Annotated in this window: 16 protein-coding genes and 1 riboswitch; of the genes, 8 read left to right on the top strand and 8 right to left on the bottom strand. The window is 45.1% G+C overall.

The window, feature by feature from the left end:
* Window positions 1-44 precede the first annotated feature (44 nt).
* Both ADH67_RS08995 and ADH67_RS09000 read left to right on the top strand, forming a co-directional pair.
* Window positions 45-404, top strand: a complete 360-nt coding sequence (locus ADH67_RS08995; RefSeq protein WP_369910865.1) for a cytochrome c3 family protein — start codon at window positions 45-47, stop codon at window positions 402-404.
* 29 nt (window positions 405-433) lie between these two features.
* The gene (locus ADH67_RS09000) at window positions 434-1576 is read left to right on the top strand and encodes a porin (RefSeq protein ID WP_066594374.1); all 1143 of its coding nucleotides are present in this window, start codon (window positions 434-436) and stop codon (window positions 1574-1576) included.
* 488 nt (window positions 1577-2064) lie between these two features.
* On the opposite strand, the gene ADH67_RS09005 is transcribed toward ADH67_RS09000, so the two are convergent.
* The gene (locus ADH67_RS09005) at window positions 2065-2490 is read right to left on the bottom strand and encodes an HIT family protein (protein ID WP_066594376.1); all 426 of its coding nucleotides are present in this window, start codon (window positions 2488-2490) and stop codon (window positions 2065-2067) included.
* Complete coding sequence (locus ADH67_RS09010) at window positions 2487-6413, bottom strand: DUF3683 domain-containing protein (RefSeq protein WP_066594377.1); 3927 nt, start codon at window positions 6411-6413, stop codon at window positions 2487-2489. Before ADH67_RS09010 ends, ADH67_RS09005 begins: the two co-directional genes overlap by 4 nt.
* A gap of 193 nt (window positions 6414-6606) precedes the next feature.
* Here ADH67_RS09010 and ilvA point away from each other — a divergent pair, with 193 nt between their 5' ends.
* Window positions 6607-8124, top strand: coding sequence for a threonine ammonia-lyase, biosynthetic (gene ilvA, locus ADH67_RS09015; protein WP_066594381.1), 1518 nt, complete (start codon window positions 6607-6609; stop codon window positions 8122-8124).
* Window positions 8125-8142: 18 nt separating this feature from the next.
* Window positions 8143-8406: a hypothetical protein gene (locus tag ADH67_RS09020; RefSeq protein ID WP_066594383.1), complete on the top strand. Its 264-nt coding sequence runs from the start codon at window positions 8143-8145 to the stop codon at window positions 8404-8406.
* Window positions 8407-8834: 428 nt separating this feature from the next.
* On the opposite strand, the gene ADH67_RS13800 is transcribed toward ADH67_RS09020, so the two are convergent.
* The 6 genes from ADH67_RS13800 to ADH67_RS09055 all read right to left on the bottom strand — a co-directional run bounded on the left by ADH67_RS13800 (window position 8835) and on the right by ADH67_RS09055 (window position 15110).
* A complete protein-coding gene (locus ADH67_RS13800; protein WP_143597738.1) occupies window positions 8835-8990 on the bottom strand; it encodes a type II toxin-antitoxin system RelB/DinJ family antitoxin in 156 nt (51 codons plus the stop codon).
* A 164-nt stretch (window positions 8991-9154) separates the two neighbouring features.
* Complete coding sequence (locus ADH67_RS09035) at window positions 9155-10297, bottom strand: M20 family metallopeptidase (protein ID WP_066595955.1); 1143 nt, start codon at window positions 10295-10297, stop codon at window positions 9155-9157.
* 2 nt (window positions 10298-10299) lie between these two features.
* Window positions 10300-11742, bottom strand: coding sequence for a Na+/H+ antiporter NhaC (gene nhaC / locus ADH67_RS09040; RefSeq protein WP_066594384.1), 1443 nt, complete (start codon window positions 11740-11742; stop codon window positions 10300-10302).
* 102 nt (window positions 11743-11844) lie between these two features.
* A riboswitch (Lysine riboswitch) is annotated at window positions 11845-12014 on the bottom strand.
* Between the two features lie 169 nt (window positions 12015-12183).
* Complete coding sequence (locus ADH67_RS09045) at window positions 12184-12564, bottom strand: cytochrome c-type biogenesis protein (RefSeq protein ID WP_084081536.1); 381 nt, start codon at window positions 12562-12564, stop codon at window positions 12184-12186.
* Window positions 12557-14425: a heme lyase CcmF/NrfE family subunit gene (locus ADH67_RS09050; RefSeq protein ID WP_066594390.1), complete on the bottom strand. Its 1869-nt coding sequence runs from the start codon at window positions 14423-14425 to the stop codon at window positions 12557-12559. The genes ADH67_RS09045 and ADH67_RS09050 overlap by 8 nt, the downstream gene beginning before the upstream one ends.
* Before the next feature lies 1 nt (window position 14426).
* Complete coding sequence (locus ADH67_RS09055) at window positions 14427-15110, bottom strand: tetratricopeptide repeat protein (RefSeq protein ID WP_066594391.1); 684 nt, start codon at window positions 15108-15110, stop codon at window positions 14427-14429.
* Window positions 15111-15422: 312 nt separating this feature from the next.
* Here ADH67_RS09055 and argH point away from each other — a divergent pair, with 312 nt between their 5' ends.
* The 4 genes from argH (at window position 15423) to ADH67_RS09075 (ending at window position 19711) form a co-directional block, all read left to right on the top strand.
* A complete protein-coding gene (gene argH / locus ADH67_RS09060) occupies window positions 15423-16937 on the top strand; it encodes an argininosuccinate lyase (RefSeq protein ID WP_066594392.1) in 1515 nt (504 codons plus the stop codon).
* A gap of 66 nt (window positions 16938-17003) precedes the next feature.
* Window positions 17004-17621 carry a cyclodeaminase/cyclohydrolase family protein gene (locus tag ADH67_RS09065; protein WP_084081537.1) on the top strand — a complete coding sequence of 206 codons (618 nt, stop codon included), beginning with the start codon at window positions 17004-17006 and terminating at the stop codon, window positions 17619-17621.
* A gap of 22 nt (window positions 17622-17643) precedes the next feature.
* Window positions 17644-18534, top strand: coding sequence for a glutamate formimidoyltransferase (gene ftcD, locus ADH67_RS09070; protein WP_066594395.1), 891 nt, complete (start codon window positions 17644-17646; stop codon window positions 18532-18534).
* 10 nt (window positions 18535-18544) lie between these two features.
* The gene (locus ADH67_RS09075; protein WP_066594397.1) at window positions 18545-19711 is read left to right on the top strand and encodes an iron-containing alcohol dehydrogenase; all 1167 of its coding nucleotides are present in this window, start codon (window positions 18545-18547) and stop codon (window positions 19709-19711) included.
* Window positions 19712-19950: the final 239 nt, after the last annotated feature.

A 19950-nucleotide genomic window follows, 5' to 3' on the forward strand; every position in this document is an offset into this window, starting at 1 on the left:
CAGTGAAGTGCCTCATGGCACTTCACACCTCGTCGGAGATTCTTGTGAAAACCAAAAAACTATCTTCAATTTTATGGGCTTCTTTAGTTTGTTCCGTCGCTTTTGCTCTCTGCCAGCCTTCTTATGCTGCAGACGCCAAGATGGGAGCAGACCGTCATATCGCCAAGGGATTAAATTGTCAGACTTGTCACGGCAGTGACATGAAAAATCCGCAATTTCCGGAAGAAGCCACCTGCGTGCAGTGTCATAACAAAGAAGCTTTAGCCGAAAAAACTAAAGATTTGCCGGGAGCCAATCCACATAAAGCTCCCCATAACGGAGACTGCATTAACTGCCATCTCCAACATGAACCAGCTGAAGACTACTGCGCTCAATGTCATAAATTTAACTTCAAAGTTAAATAACGAAAACAACCAATCAGAAGTGGAACATCATGAAAAAATATAGCTCACTACTCACCGCAGTCCTTGCATCCGCTTGCTCCCTCGCTTTTGCCTCTGACATCACTGTCTATGGCGTAGTCGACTCTTATGTTCAGGTATACAACGGCGGTAACGGTACCGTTGTGGACATTGGAAGCGGCGGTAAAGGCGGATCTCGTTGGGGCATCAAGGGAACCGAAGATCTCGGTAACGGCATCAAGGTATTTTTCCGCTTAGAGAACGGATTCTTGCTTGATGACGGCACAAATACTCCCGCCGGAAACGGTAACGGCTGGGCCTTTCAAAGAGAATCAGTTTTAGGCTTAACCAGCAATAGTTGGGGTACTTTCTCTTTCGGCCGCCAGTACACACTGAATTTCGGAGGTATTGCTCAGTTTGATGCTTTCGCCTGCAGCTTAGGAAGCACTATCAACAACTTCATGTCTCCGGCTCCTTATCTTCCGAGCACCCATATCCCGGGCATTAATGGGGCATCTGGTGTTGATAACCTGACCAGACGCGACAATTCGTTTATATATGAATCTCCTAGTCTCGGCGGTCTAAAACTTTCCGCCATGGTGTCTCTAGGAGAACAGACCAAACTTAACGAAGAAACTTCCAATAAGCTCGGCAACTCCTATGCAGCACAAGCTGTATATCGCAAGGGTGCTTTTGGAATCGGATTTACCTACACCTATCAAAATATGGCAGGTAAAGCTCCCAATGATTTCCAAACCATTAACGCACATGAGTCTCTCTACAATGTCGGCGCCAGCTACGATTTTGGGTTCACAAAACTCTACGGCAACTTCGTCTTCCGCGACGGATCCAAGGCCTTGGATCGCAACGCCAATCCAAATATCGCAGTCTACAGCGTATCTACCAAAACACCTTTAGCAGGCGGTTACTTACTTAATGGCCTCGCCTTCCTGAGAAACAACACAACAGATCATGCCAACGCCTGGAACGTATCAGCCAGATACGACTATCCGTTGAGTAAACGTACAACTATTTACGGTGGTGCAGCCTATATGCACAATGGTGCAAATGTTAATTACACCATCAATGGTGGCGGCGGATCTTCTTCAGCTCCCGCAACTAAAGTTGGGAAGAGTCCCTGGACTACTTTTATCGGCTTGAACCACAACTTTTAATTAGCAACTACAGCTGAATTGGGAGGAAATGACGGAGAAGGATGGGAAAGTTGCACTCCATCTTTCGAATCCAGCTGCTAGCTTTTCCAATTGAAGAAAAATTCTTCGCCTGCACATCTGATGCGGGCTTTTTTCTTTTCCAAAACCGACTCTATTTCTCACCAGTTTTTCAACCTTACTAACAACCAAATACTTTCTTCGGAAGAAACGAATTTGCGGTTAGCGAGCTCAGCTATCGTGTACATACCACCGATATCACAATCCGAGCTCTTCTGTCCCAAGCCAGTTACTTGACTCTTAAGCGGACAAAACTTGGAACTGCTTTTTTAGGAATCCTTAATAGGCAATTTGAAACAGCTATGCATAAAGAAACTTTTTTCAATTAGTCACCTCAAAGAATCTTAGCTGGCGAATTCATCATTTGATCGCTCTAGGCCAATTCGGCGAAATGCTGGCATAAATTCCTATACACTGGTACTTTTCAACTCTTAGAATTCGCCCGATGTGCCTTTAATTAGGTCAGCACAAACATCTGCCAGTTCTTTCCTAGCAACTAACACATCAGTGGCTGTCTGACGACGCTTCGGACTCCAAATAGAATCCGGAAATGTTGCGTCATCTTCAAAGCGAGCTATCAAGTGCCAATGCAGATGAGGCACCATATTTCCGAGCTGAGCCCAATTAACCTTGATAGGCCTCATGTTCTCTAAAACGATTTCTTCTATCTTGCTTAAAGCCGAAATAATGCGCATTTGCGCTTCAGAGCTAAGCTCTGACATTTCTTTAACGTGATCATTGGCAATCACACGGAAATATCCCGGATAATCCACATCATTGACTTGAATGATCCGGAATAAATCATTTTTTAGAAGTACTTTTTCTCCTGATGAAAAACAAAGAGGACAATTTGTCATAGAAGCACCTTTTCAATAAGTCCGTCCTTCACTTCAGACAGGACCTTATGCATCCAATTCTTACCGTGTTTGGCTTTCATCATTTCGACAATCAAGAATTCGCTGGTGGTCTTGACCGCATCTGAGTAACGGCTCATGCCTTGATAACATCCGGGGCAAGTTGTCAGAATCTTAACTTCACCGCGGAAGTCGCCTTTCTTCAGTTTGGCCGAAGCGCCTTTGAGACTTTCTTCTTTACTCTTGCGAACTTGGCTGGCAATATCAGGACGTCCGATAGCAAAAGTTCCGCTTTCGCCGCAACACCTTTCAGAAAGTTCGATAGAAGAACCGTCAGCAGGCTTAAGAATCTGGTTAACAGTCTTAATAGGAACGCCTTCTTTCAACGGAGTATGGCATGGGTCGTGGTAAATGTAGCGCGTGTTTTTAGCACCGGCCAGTTCAATACCTTTTTCCTTCAAGAAGTCGTGAATGTCCATCACTCGGCAGCCCGGGAAGATACTTTCAAAGTTGTATTCTTTGAGTTGATGCAGACACGTACCGCAGCTGACCAACACGGTATTGATATCCTTGTAGTTCAAAGTATTGGCAATACGGTGGAAAAGCACTCGGTTGCGGGTGACAATTTCTTCGCTCTTCTGCTTCATGCCGTTGCCGGCCTGCGGATAGCCGCAGCATAAGTATCCCGGAGGAAGCACCGTTTGGATATCCAAATCATGGAGCATACCGATGACAGCTACGGAAACTTGCGAATACAGACGTTCACTTCCGCATCCGGGGAAATAAAACACCGTTTCTTTTTCGTTCCTTTCCTTATTTCTAATAATCGGAACATATGTTGTTTCTTCAATGTCCAACAGCTTACGGGAAGTTGTCGGAATCTCAACCTTCGGAAGCTTGCGGTTTACCAAATGAATAACTTCTTCCTTCAAAGTCGGCTTTCCGGTTGAGAATCCGGGGCGTCTAGCCGAAGGAGCCGCCGCCATCTTCAAGGTATCAGCCGCCATTCTTTGGGCCTTAAAACCATACTCAATTAAGCCCTTTCTAGCTGCACGAATAAGCATCGGCTTTTCAATCTCAAGGAACTTAAGACCGAAGTATTTCGCTGGGGATTTCTTCTCTTTATTCAGACGATGAAGCATGTCTCTCATCATCATCGTGACGTGCCCGAAATCAATCTTGACGGGACACGGCTTCTGACATTTTTGACAAATTGTGCAGTGGTCCGCTAAATCTGCGAACTCCACAAAGTGCTTCTGAGACAAGCCGCGGCGAGTCTGCTCTTCGTAGAGGAAAGCCTCAAGAAGCAGGGATACCGCAATAATCTTATTTCTCGGCGAGTACAGCAGATTGGCATCCGGTACGTGAGTAGTACAGACCGGTTTGCATTTACCGCAGCGCAAGCAAGTCTTGATTTCATCAGAAATTTGCTTGGCTTCGCTGTTTTGCATAATGATCGACTCATGGCCAAGCAAATTAAAGCTGGGCGTGTAAGCCAAAGAAAGGTTGGCCTCCGGTCTGAGCTTGCCTTTGTTGAAATGACCTTGCGGATCAACTCTGTCTAAGTACTCATAGAACTGATCGAACTGTCCAGGTTCAACAAACTCAACTTTCGTCATGCCAATACCGTGCTCGCCGGAAATCGCTCCGCCGAGCTTCTTGGCCACACCCATCACATAGACAACAGCTTCGTTAGCGATTCTGAGCATGTCGATGTCGTCGGAGTTCACCGGAATATTGGTATGAACATTACCGTCGCCTGCATGCATATGCAGCGCAATGAATACGCGGCCTCGCAGAACCTTGTCGTGAATTTTCTTAATCTGCTCTCTGACTGCCTCGAAGCTGTCGCCGGCAAAAATGTTGTACAACGGCGCAACAACTTCTTTTTTCCAAGAGATGCGGAGTAAGTGGTTTTGGACAAGACCCAAAAGCGCAGGGTACTTATCCTGAGATTTAACTGATTCATCGATGACTCGGCCGAGACTTTCAAGTGCGGCGACCGCTTCAGCTGAGTTTTCATCCAAATGATTAAGAACATACTGCCACTGGGATTTAACTTTATCCAAAAGAGCAATTGCCGCAGGGATTCTTTCTTTCAGCAGTTCTTCCTTGCTCAGTCCCTGGGAAGACACTGCCAGCTTGCCTAAGGAGATTGGTCCGCGAAGATAAGCTTCAACGGCATCAATCATGTCTGTTTTATTCTGGATGGAACAACGAATATTAAAACGCTCACAAGCATCGGTGTACTCGCCAATTTTGTCCAACGGAATGACAACGTCTTCATTTAATTTAAAGGCGTTTGTGTGCTTGGAAATTGCTGAGGTCTTAGAGCGTTCTTGCCAGAATTGGTGGCGCGCTTCAGGAGTCTTAGCAATAAAGGTTTCACCGTTTCCCTCAAGAGAAATTTGTTTGATTTTCTCTACTTGACGGTCGATGGCCTCTTCATTGTCCCCAATGACATCACCGACGATAACCATCTTCGGATACTCAGCGCGCACGCTCTTCGGAGCATAGTTAATCGCGTGAAGATAGCGGTCGTCCAAATGTTCCAATCCGGCGAGCATCACACCCTCGGGATGAGAATCAAGCAGCTGAGAAATTGCATAAATAGCCGGACCGGCATTGCTGGCAGCCCCGTAGAACTCTAAACACAGAGTTTGGGTGAACGGGGGCATCTTGTACAAAACAAATTTCGCAGACGTAATAATGCCGTCGGTGCCTTCTTTCTGAAGTCCTGGAACACCACCGAGGAACTTGTTGGTAACGTCTTTTCCTAATCCTGGCTTTCTGATTGTGCTGCCGTCAATCTTAATATGCTCAGTACAGAGCACCTTCGCATTTTCAGGATCTTTCGTACCTTCTTTGTATACGACCTCGAATTCAACTTCTTTTTGTTTATGAATCTTGCCGAGGTTATGGTTAAGACGCGTGACTTCAATCCATTCGCCGTTTGGTCCAACCATACGGTACCAATAGACACTGTCAACCGTTGTACCCCAAAGAACTGCCTTTTTACCACCGGCGTTTTCAGCAATGTTGCCTCCGATGGAACAAGCGTAGTTAGAGTTTGGGTCAACGGCAAAAATCCACCCGTCTTTGGCTGCCTTATCGGCCACTTGTTTATTTACAGCCCCTGCCTGAGCATAAATCGTTGCAGTCGTATCGTTTCTGCCACGCAAATGAACCATTTCCGGGGCGGCGATGGCATTGAGTTTTTCCGTATTGATAACAACGCTTTTCTCATGAAGCGGAACCGCACCTCCGGTATAGCCTGTACCTGCCCCTCGAGGAACAATCGTCAATCCCAAAGAGATACAAGCTTGAACGAGACCTGGAATTTCGGACTCGCTGTCAGGAAACAAAACCACAAAAGGATAGTGGACGCGCCAGTCCGTGGCATCTGTCACATGCATTGCGCGGGAGAAACCGTCAAAACGGATATTTTCCGACTTGGTATGTTTTTTCAGTTTTTTTATAACCAAACGGCGAAAATCCCAAGAGCGTTCGAAAGAACTCTTAAATTTTTCAACGGTCACCAATGCTTTCTGAATCAGCTGAGAAATCAGCTCTTCGCGCCTAGAAGAACTTCTACCGTCGATTCTCTTTTGGATGGCATTAATACGGTGATAGAGCGCATCAACCAACAAGTCTCTTCTCTTTTTGTTGAAGAGCATATCCTCCTGCAGATACGGGTTGCGCTGAATGACCCAGATATCTCCCAGCACTTCGAACAACATACGTGCAGAACGGCCCGTTCTGCCCTTTTGAGCTCTCAGGGTTTCTAAAATGTTCCACGCCTCTTTACCAAGTAAGCGAATGACAATTTCGCGGTCTGAATAAGAAGTGTAGTTATAAGGAATTTCCCTTTGTCTACGAGTCTCTTCTCGCTCGGTTTCTTTGGCGGTAATTCTTTCCTTTTCCACAGGCCTATCTCCAGGTCATTGTTTAGAAGAATCTTTTTCTTCGAACTTTTATCAAAGTCAGTGAAAAACATTGTACCTTCTGACCTTGAAAATAGACTGATCTCAATAGAATTTTTCTCGACAAAACAAATTTTCACCGTTTCTAGTGGTATGTTTAAAAGCTCCTGTAATCAACTATTAACCGGTTAAATCAATGCTTGAACAAGAATATCTTCGCCGCGTTTTAACGGCAAATGTTTATGAGGTAGCTAAAGAAAGCCCTCTTCAAAAGGCCACTCTCCTTTCCACCAGAACTGGTAATACCGTACTTCTAAAGAGAGAGGATCTTCAAAGCGTGTTCAGTTTCAAACTGCGCGGTGCTTTCAACAAGATGTCCAAACTTTCTGAAGAAGAAAGAGCACGAGGAGTTATTGCCGCTAGCGCCGGCAACCATGCACAAGGCGTTGCCTTAGCAGCCAGCAAACTTGGCTGCAGAGCCGTTATTGTGATGCCGATTACCGCACCTGATTTAAAAGTTAATACAGTACGCCGCCTCGGCGGTGAAGCCGTCCTCTTTGGAGACTCATTCTCTGAAGCTGCAGCCTATGCCGAGGAACTAAAAAATAGAGAAGGTCTAACTCCAGTTCATCCTTTTGATGACCCTGATGTGATTGCAGGACAGGGCACCATTGGTATGGAGATTATTCGCCAAGCCAACGGCAGAAAAATTGATGCAGTGTTTGCCCCGGTCGGCGGGGGAGGACTGCTTGCCGGTATTGCCGTTTACATTAAGGCCCTATACCCTGAAATTAAAGTTTTTGGTGTTCAAACCGTTGATTCCGACGGCATGCGCCAATCTCTTGAAAAAGGTGAGCGAATTGAGCTCCAGGATGTCGGCCTCTTCTCCGACGGTACTGCTGTAAAACTCGTCGGTAAAGAAACTTTCAAGCTTTGTGAAAAATTCGTTGACGGCATCATCACCGTCACAACAGATGAAGTCTGCGCCGCTATCAAAGATGTTTTCCAAGACACGCGCAGCATTCTTGAACCGGCTGGAGCCCTTTCTGTGGCCGGCATTAAGAAATACGTCAAAACGAATCAAGTCAAAAACGAAACTTTAGTCGGCATCTTATCCGGTGCCAATATGAACTTCGACAGACTGCGTTTCGTTGCAGACCGTGCAGAAGTCGGTGAACACCGCGAAGTACTTTTCTCCGTCACGATTCCGGAAGAAAGAGGATCTTTCAGAAGACTCATCTCTCTTCTCGGCAACCGCAACGTCACCGAATTCAATTACCGTATTTCCGATGCCAAGGACGCCCAGATTTTCGTCGGCATTCAAACTCAGCATAGAAGCGAAGCCGAGGAAATCGCCAAACTCTTCAAAGACAATGGATTCCCGTGCTTAGACATCACCGACAACGAAATGGCCAAAACTCATTTGAGATACATGGTCGGCGGCCACTCTGCATTGGCAACTAATGAGAAACTCTTCCGATTCGAATTCCCGGAAAGACCAGGCGCACTCGGTAAGTTCCTCTCCAGCGTCAATCCTGAGTGGAATATTTCCTTGTTCCATTACAGAAACCAAGGTGCTGACTACGGCAAAGTCTTAGTCGGTTTGCAGGTTCCTGACAGCGACAGAGAAAAACTCAATGATGTCCTCAAGAATCTTGGTTATTCCTATGTTGAAGAAACTGACAATCCGGCTTATAAACTGTTCTTAGGATAATTAAGGACTGTTTTCATCATGGACCCGATCTCTGACAAAAGCGTAGAACAAGTAATGTCGAGGCTTCCTCCGCAAGCCAGAACCGCCCTGCACGTCATGTCTGAAATGCAAAACAGAGAACCGGAAGACGTTCTAAGAGATGAAATCAAAAAATATATCGAAGGACGGATCCCTGCTATTGACCTCGAAGGGATCGTCCACGGTATTAAAGACAAAGCCTACACTGCAGGCTATCTAGTCGGCAGTCTTAGAAAATTTGCCAGAAACTGGAACTCAAGATAGTTCTGAAAAATTGGGCCGAGAATTTGTCATAGTTCTCGGCTTTTTGTATCTAGACAAAACAATTCTGAACCTCTATCTCGCCAATAAAAAACCGCCAATAGAACGCTTTGTGTACCGGTCCGAACCAAGGTAAGTACAAGCTTCTCTATATCTGAGCAGTACACCATCAGCCCGTCATTCTATGACACTCTCGGACATTTCTATACTGACGGAAATCCAGAAGCAGATGATCTCGTTACTTTCGATCCAACGGTTTCTCGTTGATGGGGAGAGCAATGACAACTTTCAATTCCTCTGGATCAAGTCCTCTTTTAACAGCCTTCTTGTAGTCTTTTTTGAATGGAGAACGATAGTTAACTTAACGCTAAGCATTTAACGAATCCATGACGTCATCGGCAGTGAAGAAAGGCCAACAAGATCTTTCTCTTCTATCGCTTCCTCGATAGCTTAGCTTTCATCGTTTCTTGAGAAGGTTTTTCGATTTGAAAAACAAAAGGAAATCCGTTTTTTCTTATCATTGCTTTAGCAAACATATTTATGGCCGTTGAAGGAGAGAGGTCAATCTCTTCACAGACCTGAAAAATTCAGCCTTAACTTCCGTATCCATGCGAGCGCTGACAGTACAGTAGGCCACACTTAATCCATACTTTTAATAAAAGTCTCTTGCATTGTATTACAAAGGCGCAACACGGCCGCCTCAGTTCTAAAAGAACTGAGGCGATTTCAGGATCAAACTGGAAAAAGTATATTAACCAAGCAGTTTCTTAACTGTCTTGATATAAATATCCAGGCAGTTTCTAACTTGATATGGGTATCCATATTCATTGTCGCCGTGCATATTTCCGCCGGACGGACCGAAGGTCACGACAGGAATTCCCAACGACACAGCCAAAATATTGGAGTCACAGACAGAAGGGTCGTAGGCGCATGGAAGCTTTTCTCCCGTTACTTCAGTAAAACTGTCTTGGAGAGCAAGCACAAGCTCATGATCTTCAGGAATAGCGAAAGACTTCATATATGGACTGCTTCTTGGTTTGAGACGCACCTCTACTTTGTCTTTCAGTCCAAGCTTATCAGCTGCTTCCGTAAGCTGTTTCAGACAGCTTTCTTCGTTCTCTCCGGGGACCACATAGCGGTCAAGGAAGAGCAGAACTGTATCCGGCACCGTCAAAGTCGCGGTAGTGCCCCCTTCAATGTAACGGACACACCAAGTCCCTTTTTCCAGTTTCGGATGGGTTGCCGTGGGAAGGGCTTCGATCGCTTCTGCCATCTTGCCTGCCAGAATAATGGCGTTTTCTCCGCTTTCCGGATATCTGCAAGTGTGACCGGCTCGGCCGTGAACGATAACTTCAAAGCTTAGTCTGCCGCGGAATCCTACCGCCACATTGTCATAGCGGCATTCGGCCATAATGGCGTAATCGGCATGAATATTATCTTCATCAACCAATTGGTAAGTACCTTTGCTGAGGATTTCTTCGTCAGAAACAAAGCATCCAACCAACTTTCCGGAGAACTCATCTTTGTGGTGAGCGAAATACTCCAGCGTACAAAGAATATCGGCAAGTCCGCCTTTCATATCCATTGCACCTCGGCCGTAGACCTTATCACCTATTTCAGTTGGTTTAAAGGGGTTGGTATTCCAGTTCTTTAAGTTGACCTCCACCGTGTCGATGTGACCTATCAGCAGCATGGTTTTTCCCGGTTTTCCGCTATCGAGTTCGCACCAAACGGATGGACGCTGGCGTTCTTTATCATCGGGGAAATAACTGTAATGCGGTTCTATTCCCATTCCTCTCAGAACTTCAGCAACATAATTAGCGGCATTGATTTCATGACCGTCGACGGAGTCGATGCTGATGAGGTCGTACCATCTCTTAATAACTGTATCCATCATTAATCCTTTGCTAAAGCTGCATTACCGGTTAAAACTTCTTCCTCAAGTTTGGCTTCGTCTTCTTCCATCTTGGCCAAACCAATGCCTGTTAAAGCGTAGACGACAGAGAGAATGATAGAGAGCCAAAGCATCGGAGCAAATGCCATGAATGCAATATTGGCGACGCCGAGTGTGGAAGCCGTGTAAGAACCTGTTGTAGACCAAGGAACCAACGGAGCAAGGCCTGTACCTGTATCCAACATCATGCGCATCAAATTCTTGCGGTGGAGTTTGTATTTCGGGAACATATCCTTAGTCATAGAACCGACTACAGGATAGCTGACGTAGTAGGCGCCCGTAATCATAAAGAACAGAGTGTGGAGGCACATCACACCGAAGCACATGACACGGCTGTTCTTTGCAAACTTCGTAACGTAATCCAATAAAACTTGAGCAACACCGGCAGTTCTCAAAGGAGCGCCGAAGATAGCGGCGGCCATCAGCAGACCGATTGTACTGAGCATGCTGGTAAAGCCGCCTCGGTTAAGCATCTTATCTACAAATGCCGAATCCGTATGGACAGAGAAACCGCTATACATGAAGTTCATGATGCTCTTGAGAGTGACGCCTTGAAGAAGCATAGCAATGAAAGCTGCAACGGCAATACCGGCTACGAAAGTAGGGATAGTCGGTTTCTTCCAAACGATAAGAGCGATAACTACCAATACAGGAAGCAAGGTAATTGGGCTCAGAACGAAACTCTTTTCAATAGTGTGAAGAATTTCAGAATAAGTGGCGCCTTCCATTGAGCCGGAGGTAAAGCTCAGGCCGTAAACAAAGAAGAAAATCAAGCTGATGATATAAGCCGGACCGGTTGAAATCAAAGAATGTTTGATACCTTCAAGCAATGGAGTATCTGTTACGGTGGCTGTAATAACAGGAGAGTCACTAAGCGGGGAAATCTTATCGCCGAAGAATGCACCGACGCAGACAGCACCAGCAGCTGCTTCAACAGGAACGCCCAGGCCTTCGGCCACACCCATACAGGCCACACCGACGGTAGCCAAAGTTCCCCAAGATGTACCTGCCAAAGTACTCATTAAAGTACAAAGAATACAGGCAACCGGCAAGAAAAGTTCAGGAGTAATAACCTTCATGCCGTAGTAAATCATAACCGGGATGGTACCGGAAGCCATCCAAGCACCGATTAAGACGCCGACTGATAACAGAATTAACATTGCTACCAGCATTGAGGCGATCATATCTTTGATGCCTTTTTGGATCTCGTTGTAGCTAATGCCGAAGGCACAAGCCATCAAGCACATAATGGCACCGTCAACCGCCAAAACAATTCTGGCGTTGACTTTAAGTGTCATCAGGCCAAAGAAAATTATTGCAATTCCAAGAAATAGCATTGACATAGCCTGCCAAGGGGCTAGTTGCTTGCTTTCAGAGTTAGCCATTTGTTCCTCCAGGGACACTAAATATTTATTTCACAGGGTTGAGCCTTCCGGTCTCAACATAGTTAATGTGTCTCTGCGAGTTAGGATGAGGTATATCTGTTGAGTTCCGGTAGCGCTCCACTAAAAAGTGACAGTCCGCAAGATGTTCTCTTACGGCCCAGCGTCATTACCTCCGGAGCAGATAATGAAACTTCGGCGGGTTTTCCTTTCTGCATCTCTCAATTCTCCGAGAAGAGATGCATACTGATAAAAACCGCTCCTCTACCTTTACTAATAATCCTATTCCTAAAATGTAAAGAAAAATTACTTTCTAGGAACTATCGATCTACTTATTTTCCCGAACCTTTCTTTGGTTATAGGTCCTGAAGCTGTTGGGTGATTTGAAAATTGAATACAAATTCAAAAGACGCCCTTAACGAACTTACCTTTCTTTTGAATAGGTTAACTTTTGCGCCTTCTCCAAAACAGATAAGCTCCGCAGCCGATAAATAAGACCAGAAAACCTGCAGGAAGAACCCACAAAGCTATCGTGGAACCATTCATCTCAGGAGCATAACGAATCTGCTGGCCGTACTTGTTCGCAAAAATTTTGAGAATTTCTTCTTTTGTTTTACCTTCCTTTAGGAGCTGGAAAATCTCAGCCTTCATTCTTGAGGCTTGCGGCAATTCCGATTCATATAAATTCTGATTTATAGAATCAGGACAACGCAGTTCTTTAGAAATTTGGATCGCTTCCTGCGTGATGGAAGGACCGCTTTGGGCCCAAGCTTCTGACAAGACTGCGCAGAAGAAAGCGCATCCAAGGAACCACTTTTTAAACATTTTTTCTCCTGCGAACAAAAAAGAAAATAGCAGACAACAGCATGAGGCATCCGCCAAGCCAAATCCAGCTGACCAGAGGCTTAATACTTAGTCTCACCAGATAATCCGTCGAGCTTAATTTATTTCCCATCGACACATACAAATCGCGGAAGAACCCGTGAGAAATACCAGCCGCTGTCATTTGCATGCCGTTACTCTTGAATGTTTGTCTCTGCGGGTAGAGCTCGGTCAGAACCTCTTCCTCATCATTAAGGACCATCACATGGCCTTCATCGGCATAGAAAGACGGGTAATCAACTTTAGCCGTACGATCGTAGACGAAGATTAAATCGCCTAACGGACGTCCGTATCCGGGGCCCATCCTCACAACAGCTTCGTGTTGGTATTGGGTATCCCCGACTACACCCAAGATGCTGACTGCAATACCTAAATGCGCAACCAAGGCGAACCAATTGATTTGATTTTTGTATTGAATAATCCTGCAGATACCCGAAAGCACGATGGCCGAAGCACTAAATACACCCAAAGCTGTATAAACGGGAGAATTGTTTGCCGTCATAAACCCGCAATAACAGGCAATGGCGATACTCCAGCACACAACACCGGCCCATATCGGCCAACGTGAATATCTCAGCTGCGCAGCACTAATCAGAATCGCTGCTAACACAACCATCGGAACGAAAATACTATTGAAGTAGGGTGCTCCAATGCTTAGAGAACCATTCCAAACAGCTTGATAAATCAACGGATAAAGAGTCCCAAAGAGAATACACAGGGAGCTGAAAACCAACAGCAGAACACCAAAAATGACACTGATTTCAGCGATGGTAAATGAACTGTCTTTTGGCTCACTGACTTTATTGAATTTGGTTGCGAAGTAGAAAATCGCCGGGAGCACGATCAATGCCAAGATGCACAGCAGGAAATTTCCGCGATTAGGATCGGACGCAAAAGCGTGGACTGACTGAATTACTCCGGAACGCACGATAAACGTACCGATAAGACAAAACGCAAATCCAAAAATAGAACAGGCAATTACGGTTCTTAATAATTTCTGGTTATATCTCAAAAGAAGCAACGCATGAAGTTGTCCGGTCATCAGCAGCCATGGGATGAAAGAAGAGTTCTCAACCGGATCCCAGAACCACCAGCCGCCCCAACCTAATTCGTTGTAGGCCCACCAAGATCCGAGCATATTGCCTGCTGTCAGGAAAAGCCAAGTAATCACGGATACTGTTGTCAGAGAAGACACTTCCTGACTTAAAAGCTTTCCTTTAACCAATCCTGCGATACCAAGGCAGAACACTAAAGCAAGACCTGCGTAGCCAAGGAACAAAAGAGGCGGATGGAAGATCATGCCGATATCTTGAAGAATAGGATTCAGATCTTTACCGTCTAAAGGATAAAAAGGCAGATTTCTGGCAAAAGGATTTGAGGTAAAAATCAAGAAAAGGCCCAGCAAACCAATGATACCGAGCATGGCTGCAAACACATTGGATTTAAAGTTTGCCTCGTCTCTCGAAAAGATACCGTAGCAAAGGCTCCAAGCACAGATTGTCCAAATCCACAGAAGCATTGAACCTTCATGACTGCCCCAAATCGCAGAGACTTTATAGAAATCGGGCAACGATCTATTGGAGTGATTTGCGACATAGACTATTGAAAAATCATTGGTCAAAAAAGCATAACCGAGAAGCAGCAAAGCCGCCGTAAAACCGAAAAAAGTCACCAGCATCGCCGGTTTCCAAAGCCGCGCCCAGAACTGGTTCTGCTTCGCTGCTCCCAAAGCAATGGGAATAAAACTAATCACCGCACAGAAAGAGGCGAGAACTAAAGCAAAACTTCCTAACTCACCTATCACGTTACTCACCTTTTCTTGTCGATGTTGATTGAACTTGCTGCGCTTTCAGCCGCTGCTCTGCGTTCGCAATGGCAGTGCGAATCAGTTTTTCCTGCATAGGAGCATTACCGGCTTCAAGGACACTCCTCCAGTAACCGATAGCTTTTTCATAATCTTTATTTCTGAAGGCATCTTCGGCCAAGAACATTTTGACTGACGGCTCTCTGGGATTGAGTCTCAAAGCGCTCTGTACTTCTTCTTCCACTTCCGGAGTCAGTTTTTTTCCATCGCGGTAATAGAGAGCCTTGGCTTTCAATGCATAAAGAGAAGGATCTTGCTTTCTGATTTCCATCAAGGAATTAATATTCTTAATTGCCTCTCCGAACTGACCTGCCTCCATATACAAGGAGATAAGTTTTCTTCTCTCTACCATATCGTTTGGAGATTCTTGAAGAAGTTGCCGGGCCTCTGTAATTTTTGCGGCAAGCCGCGGATCTTGATCAACGTCTACTTGAGCAGTTTGCCAATCGGAGAATCTACCGATTTTTAGATACGCTGCTCCGGAAAATCCAACCAAAGCAATAAGAAATAATAGGAAAGGAAACGACAAAATGGCTTTCTTCTTTTGAGTGCAAGCATAAAAAATAAAAATTGCCGACACTAAGGCGACAATAAACCCGATACCTAATACGAGCGGATTGAGCATAGCTATTCAACGAACGATGCAAAGCTGCATCTTCTTAATCTGTTTCACACGAGAAAGCTTAAAGCCTTCTCTCTCCAATGTTATTCTGAATTCACCATTCTATAGAACGAATCTTATTGAAATCTTTCAAAAATACCTCTTCCGGAGTAGTTACAACTCCTTCAAGTTTTTTCTTGTGTTTCTTTCCTGTTGAGCTTGTATTAATTTTTTTAATACATCTCTATAAAGAATCTAAATCCCAATTGCCGAGAAATAGCTAGTCAGCCACAATGGCTTCAACATTTACATCAACCTCAACATAAGGAAAGAAAAATGATTCAAGGAAACAACCGCGGAAAAATCAAACAGCCTCCAGCCGCTGAAGTAGTCAAGTACATGATTAATCCAACCATTAATGAAGAAGAACAAGTTCGTTCCTTCCAGAACTACGTTGAATGCAACAAGGCTCACGTCTTGATGCTGGAAAAGCAAGGAATCATCAAACCGGAAGTTGCCGCCAAAATTCTTGAAGTTGCCGAAGAAATGACAGCAATGGGACCCACACCTTCTTTTGAGCTTCGCCCGGAACTTGAAGAAATGTATTTCAATCTCGAAAACTACTTAATCGGCAAAGTCGGAATTGAAATCGGCGGTCAGCAGCACACAGCTCGTTCTCGTAATGACCTTTATGCAACCGTATGCCGTATGGATGTGCGTGTCTTGTATTTGGAAATCTGCAAGCTGTTCAACAAGATGAGAAGAACCATCCTTACAGTTGCCCGCAATAACTCTGACGCGGTTATGGCTGGCTACACTCATTTACAGCCTTCTGAGCCGATTACATTTGCTCAGTACTGCTCAGCGATTCTCAATGCAATGGATAGAGACTATGCCAGAATTGAAACTGCTTGGAAGCAATTGAATATTTGTCCGCTTGGGGGCGGCTCCATGGGTTCGACAACTTGGCATATCGACAGAGAATTTACCGCTCGTCTGCTTGGTTTTGACGCACCAATCGACAACTCTATCGACAGCGTAGGATCCCGTGACTACATCTTGGAAATCTTGAGTGCCTTCGGCATCGCAGCAAACACTTTCACACGTATGTGCCAGGACTTGTATGTCTGGGCCACACCTGACTACGGATACGTTGAAGTGGCCGATGAGGTCGCGGTCTGCTCCTCCATCATGCCTCAGAAGAAGAATCCTTGGACTTTAGAACACATCAAAGGTAAAGCTTCCAATGTTGAAGGATGCTGCATCGCCACTTGGATGGTAATGAAGAACACTCCCTACACTCACAACAATGAGGCCAACGGGGAAGGCCCAACTATGATGTGGACAGCATTTGCCGAAATGAAGGCTTGTATTGAGTTACTGGCCGTTACGATGCGCGGCATCAAGCTCAACAAAGAACTGATGGTCAAGACTGCTTCCAACAACTTCTGTACGATGGCTGAATTGGCAAATACACTCGTCCGTGCTGATCACATCTCTTTCAGAACAGCCCACGATATCGTTGCTCACGTTGTCAACCATATGTTGGAAAACAACAAGAAAGCAAGTGAAATTGACCGTTCAGTCATTGTCCCGATTGCAAAAGAACTCTTCAATATTGACTCTCAAGTCACTGATGAAGAAATTCAGCTTGGATTGGATCCGGTTAAAAATGCTAACTCCAAGTCCAGCCAAGGTGGTTCGGCACCTGAAGAAGTGGCCCGTCAATTAGACAGACTCGAAAGACTGATTGAAGCGAGCGAAGTGAGAGTTGTCGAGAGAACTCATCAGCTTGCTGACGCTAAGGTAGAAACTGAAAGACTGATACAGTCACTTCTAGCCCGAGTGTAAACTAGACTGTAACAAAGCCGTCTCTATGGCGGCTTTTGTCTTTTAACTTTCTTTTGAGGATACAGCATGGCAGAAATATCTAGTTTCTTATCAGACGTTGCCTCATCAGCACCGGCTCCGGGGGGAGGATCCTGTTCCGCTATTGCACTGGCACAGGCAGCTGCGTTAATCAGTAAGGTCATGTCCTTAAGCATGAAGGATGCTTCCGAAAAGCAAAAAGAAAACCATGCTGAATCTCTAAAGGCTCTGGAGAGAATGCGGGGACTTCTAATAGAGCTAGCCGACAAAGATTCCCAAATTTTCTTAGACTTAATTGCTGCGTTTCGGCTTCCAAAAAATAGTCCTGAAGAAATCGAGAAGAGACGAATTGAAATTCGCACCCGGTATTCGGAAGCCGCTGAGTCGCCTCTCAACATGATTAAAGCTGCCTCTCCTCTCAGAGCAAATATTATTTTCCTGATGCACAATGGAAATCAAAACGCTCTCTCTGACACGCTCTGTGCAGCAAAACTTTTTGAAGCAGGCATCCAAGGAGCACTTTTTAATCTAAAAATTAACATTCCGCATCTCTCGAATGGAGCAGTCCGAACCAACCTAGAAAAAGCTTGTTTGGAATATCAGAGCGATTTAAATAGGTTCTCCGTAGAGGTAAAGGAATTTGCGAGACAACAAAATTATCTTTAAACCTTCTTCCCAAGGAGTACAAATGAACAAAATCATTGAATGCATTCCGAACTTTAGTGAAGGAAAAAGGCAAGACGTTATTGACGCTATCAGCAACGCTGCCAACTCCGTTCCGGGAGCCAAATTAATTAATGTTAACGTCGATCCAAGCTACAACCGTTGTGTCCACACGATCGTAGGAGAACCGGAAGCTGTCCTTGAAGCCACCTTCAGAGCCTGTCAAGTTGCGGTTGAAAAAATCGACATGAATTGCCACCACGGCGAACATCCAAGAATCGGTGCTATTGACGCCTCTCCGATTGTTCCTGTTGAAAACGTTACTATTGAAGAATGCGTTGAATACGCAAACCGTTTGGGTGAACGCATTTTCTGCGAATTGGAAGTGCCCGTATATCTCTACGAGAAAGCCGCAAAAAAAGAAGAAAGAATAAAGCTGCAGAACATTCGCCATCCTGAGTACGAAGGACTTCAGCAACTCATCACTCAGCCGGAATGGCTCCCGGATTATGGAGAAGCAAAACTGCATCCTACTGCCGGCGCAATGCCCCTTGGAGTCAGAGGACCGCTTGTTGCTTTCAACGTCAGCCTTAACACTACAGACGTCAAAATCGCCAAAAAGATTGCTCAGTGCATCAGAGAAGCAAAAGGTGCTTTTGCAGAAGCTCGTGCTATTGGTGTTTTTGTTGAAGAAAAACAGTGTGTTCAGGTCAGCTGCATGATCAATCACAAGATTGTTCCACTTTATCGAATCATCGAACTGGTCAGAATGGAAGCCCAAAGATATGGTTTGTCCATTATTGGAACAGAGGTTTGTGGAATGATTTCCAAAGAAGCCCTAATGGATTCTTGCGCTTACTATATGCAGTTAGAAGGCTTCGATCCTAAAGCCCAAATCTTAGAAGACCAACTATAGAGAGATTTCTATGTACCAAATCTATTTTCCGACTGATTTATATTTCGGCGCCGGCGCCCTAAAAGAACTTCACAAAATCAAGATGCCTGGAAAAAAGGCTCTTGTTGTCACCACTTCCGGTAAAAGCATAAAACGTTTCGGATATTTGGCGGAACTGGAAAAACAACTTAAAGAACAAAACGTCGAATTTTCTCTCTTTGACAAAATTCTGCCAAACCCGACTAAAGACAGCATTATGGAAGCGGCTTCCCAAGCAAAAGCCGAAGATTGTGATTTCGTTATAGGGTTCGGCGGCGGCTCTCCTATGGACTCAGCCAAAGTTATTGCTCTGATGGCAACAAACCCCGGTGATCTCTGGGATTACTGCGTTCGCGGAACAGGCAAAGGACAACCTATTCAGAATCCGCCTCTTCCCATCGTCTGCATTTCCACGACTGCGGGTACAGGATCGGAAGCGGACTGCAGCGGCATGGTCAACAATACTGATACCAACGAGAAATTCGGGATAGGAGATGTCTCCATGTTCCCGACCATTTCAGTAGTAGATCCTGAATTAATGGTCTCGGTTCCGCCGGTTCAAACCGCTTATCAAGGATTAGACGCTTTCTTCCATTGTGCAGAGGGATATATCTCCAAAAAGGCAAATTTATTCAATGAGATGTTTGCAATTACAGCCATTGAAAACGTTGGAAAATATCTTGTTAAAGCCTACAGAGACGGCAGTAATTTGGAAGCAAGAGAACATATGGCCTTTGCTAACACTCTAGGCGGCCTGGTCATGACGACAGGCAAGCTCACGAGCCAGCATTCTCTGGAACACGTAATGAGTGCTTTCCACCCCGACCTTCCGCATGGTGCAGGTTTGATTTTGATTTGCCGCGCTTACTTCGGCCATTTTGTACGTAAGGGGGATGAATCTCAGAAGTTTATCAATATGGCAAGAGCGTTGGGCAATCCAACTGCCGACAAGCCGGAGGACTTCCTTGTTGTGCTCGATAAACTTCTTGACGACTGCGGCGTAGGTCAACTGAAGATGAGCGACTTCGGAATCACAAAAGAAGAGCTTCCTGTTTTTGCTCACGAAGCGAAGAAAGTCTTTGAACAACTTTTTTACAACGATCCTTCTTTGCTCTCCGAGGAAGATTGCTTAAAGATCTACGAAGAATCTTACCAGTAGAAGAAACTCATTTTTGAGAGAGATGTAGGTTTATCCTACATCTCCCGACTGACAGGATAGAGAAGCCAATATTCATCTGAAAAGGTGGATATTATTCTAGCTGGTTTAAAATTGGGCTCTATTTGGATGACTAGTTTTTTAACCCTTTGCATTCAAACGACGCCACAAAGCATCACCTCTGCTGACGAAGAGCATACCAAAGATATTAAGAAACGCCGCTGAATGGATGCGGCGTTTTT

The organism is Turicimonas muris, from assembly GCF_002221595.1.
Classification (GTDB): Bacteria; Pseudomonadota; Gammaproteobacteria; order Burkholderiales; family Burkholderiaceae_F; genus Turicimonas; species Turicimonas muris.

Bases quoted from the DNA above. Each gene is read 5' to 3' on its own strand.
- ADH67_RS09005 (WP_066594376.1), bottom strand. From the start codon at position 2,490: ATGACAAATTGTCCTCTTTGTTTTTCATCAGGAGAAAAAGTACTTCTA.
- ilvA (WP_066594381.1), top strand. From the start codon at position 6,607: ATGCTTGAACAAGAATATCTTCGCCGCGTTTTAACGGCAAATGTTTAT.
- ADH67_RS09020 (WP_066594383.1), top strand. From the start codon at position 8,143: ATGGACCCGATCTCTGACAAAAGCGTAGAACAAGTAATGTCGAGGCTT.
- ADH67_RS09000 (WP_066594374.1), top strand. From the start codon at position 434: ATGAAAAAATATAGCTCACTACTCACCGCAGTCCTTGCATCCGCTTGC.
- ADH67_RS09075 (WP_066594397.1), top strand. From the start codon at position 18,545: ATGTACCAAATCTATTTTCCGACTGATTTATATTTCGGCGCCGGCGCC.
- ADH67_RS09045 (WP_084081536.1), bottom strand. From the start codon at position 12,564: ATGTTTAAAAAGTGGTTCCTTGGATGCGCTTTCTTCTGCGCAGTCTTG.
- argH (WP_066594392.1), top strand. From the start codon at position 15,423: ATGATTCAAGGAAACAACCGCGGAAAAATCAAACAGCCTCCAGCCGCT.
- nhaC (WP_066594384.1), bottom strand. From the start codon at position 11,742: ATGGCTAACTCTGAAAGCAAGCAACTAGCCCCTTGGCAGGCTATGTCA.
- ftcD (WP_066594395.1), top strand. From the start codon at position 17,644: ATGAACAAAATCATTGAATGCATTCCGAACTTTAGTGAAGGAAAAAGG.
- ADH67_RS09065 (WP_084081537.1), top strand. From the start codon at position 17,004: ATGGCAGAAATATCTAGTTTCTTATCAGACGTTGCCTCATCAGCACCG.
- ADH67_RS09035 (WP_066595955.1), bottom strand. From the start codon at position 10,297: ATGGATACAGTTATTAAGAGATGGTACGACCTCATCAGCATCGACTCC.
- ADH67_RS09055 (WP_066594391.1), bottom strand. From the start codon at position 15,110: ATGCTCAATCCGCTCGTATTAGGTATCGGGTTTATTGTCGCCTTAGTG.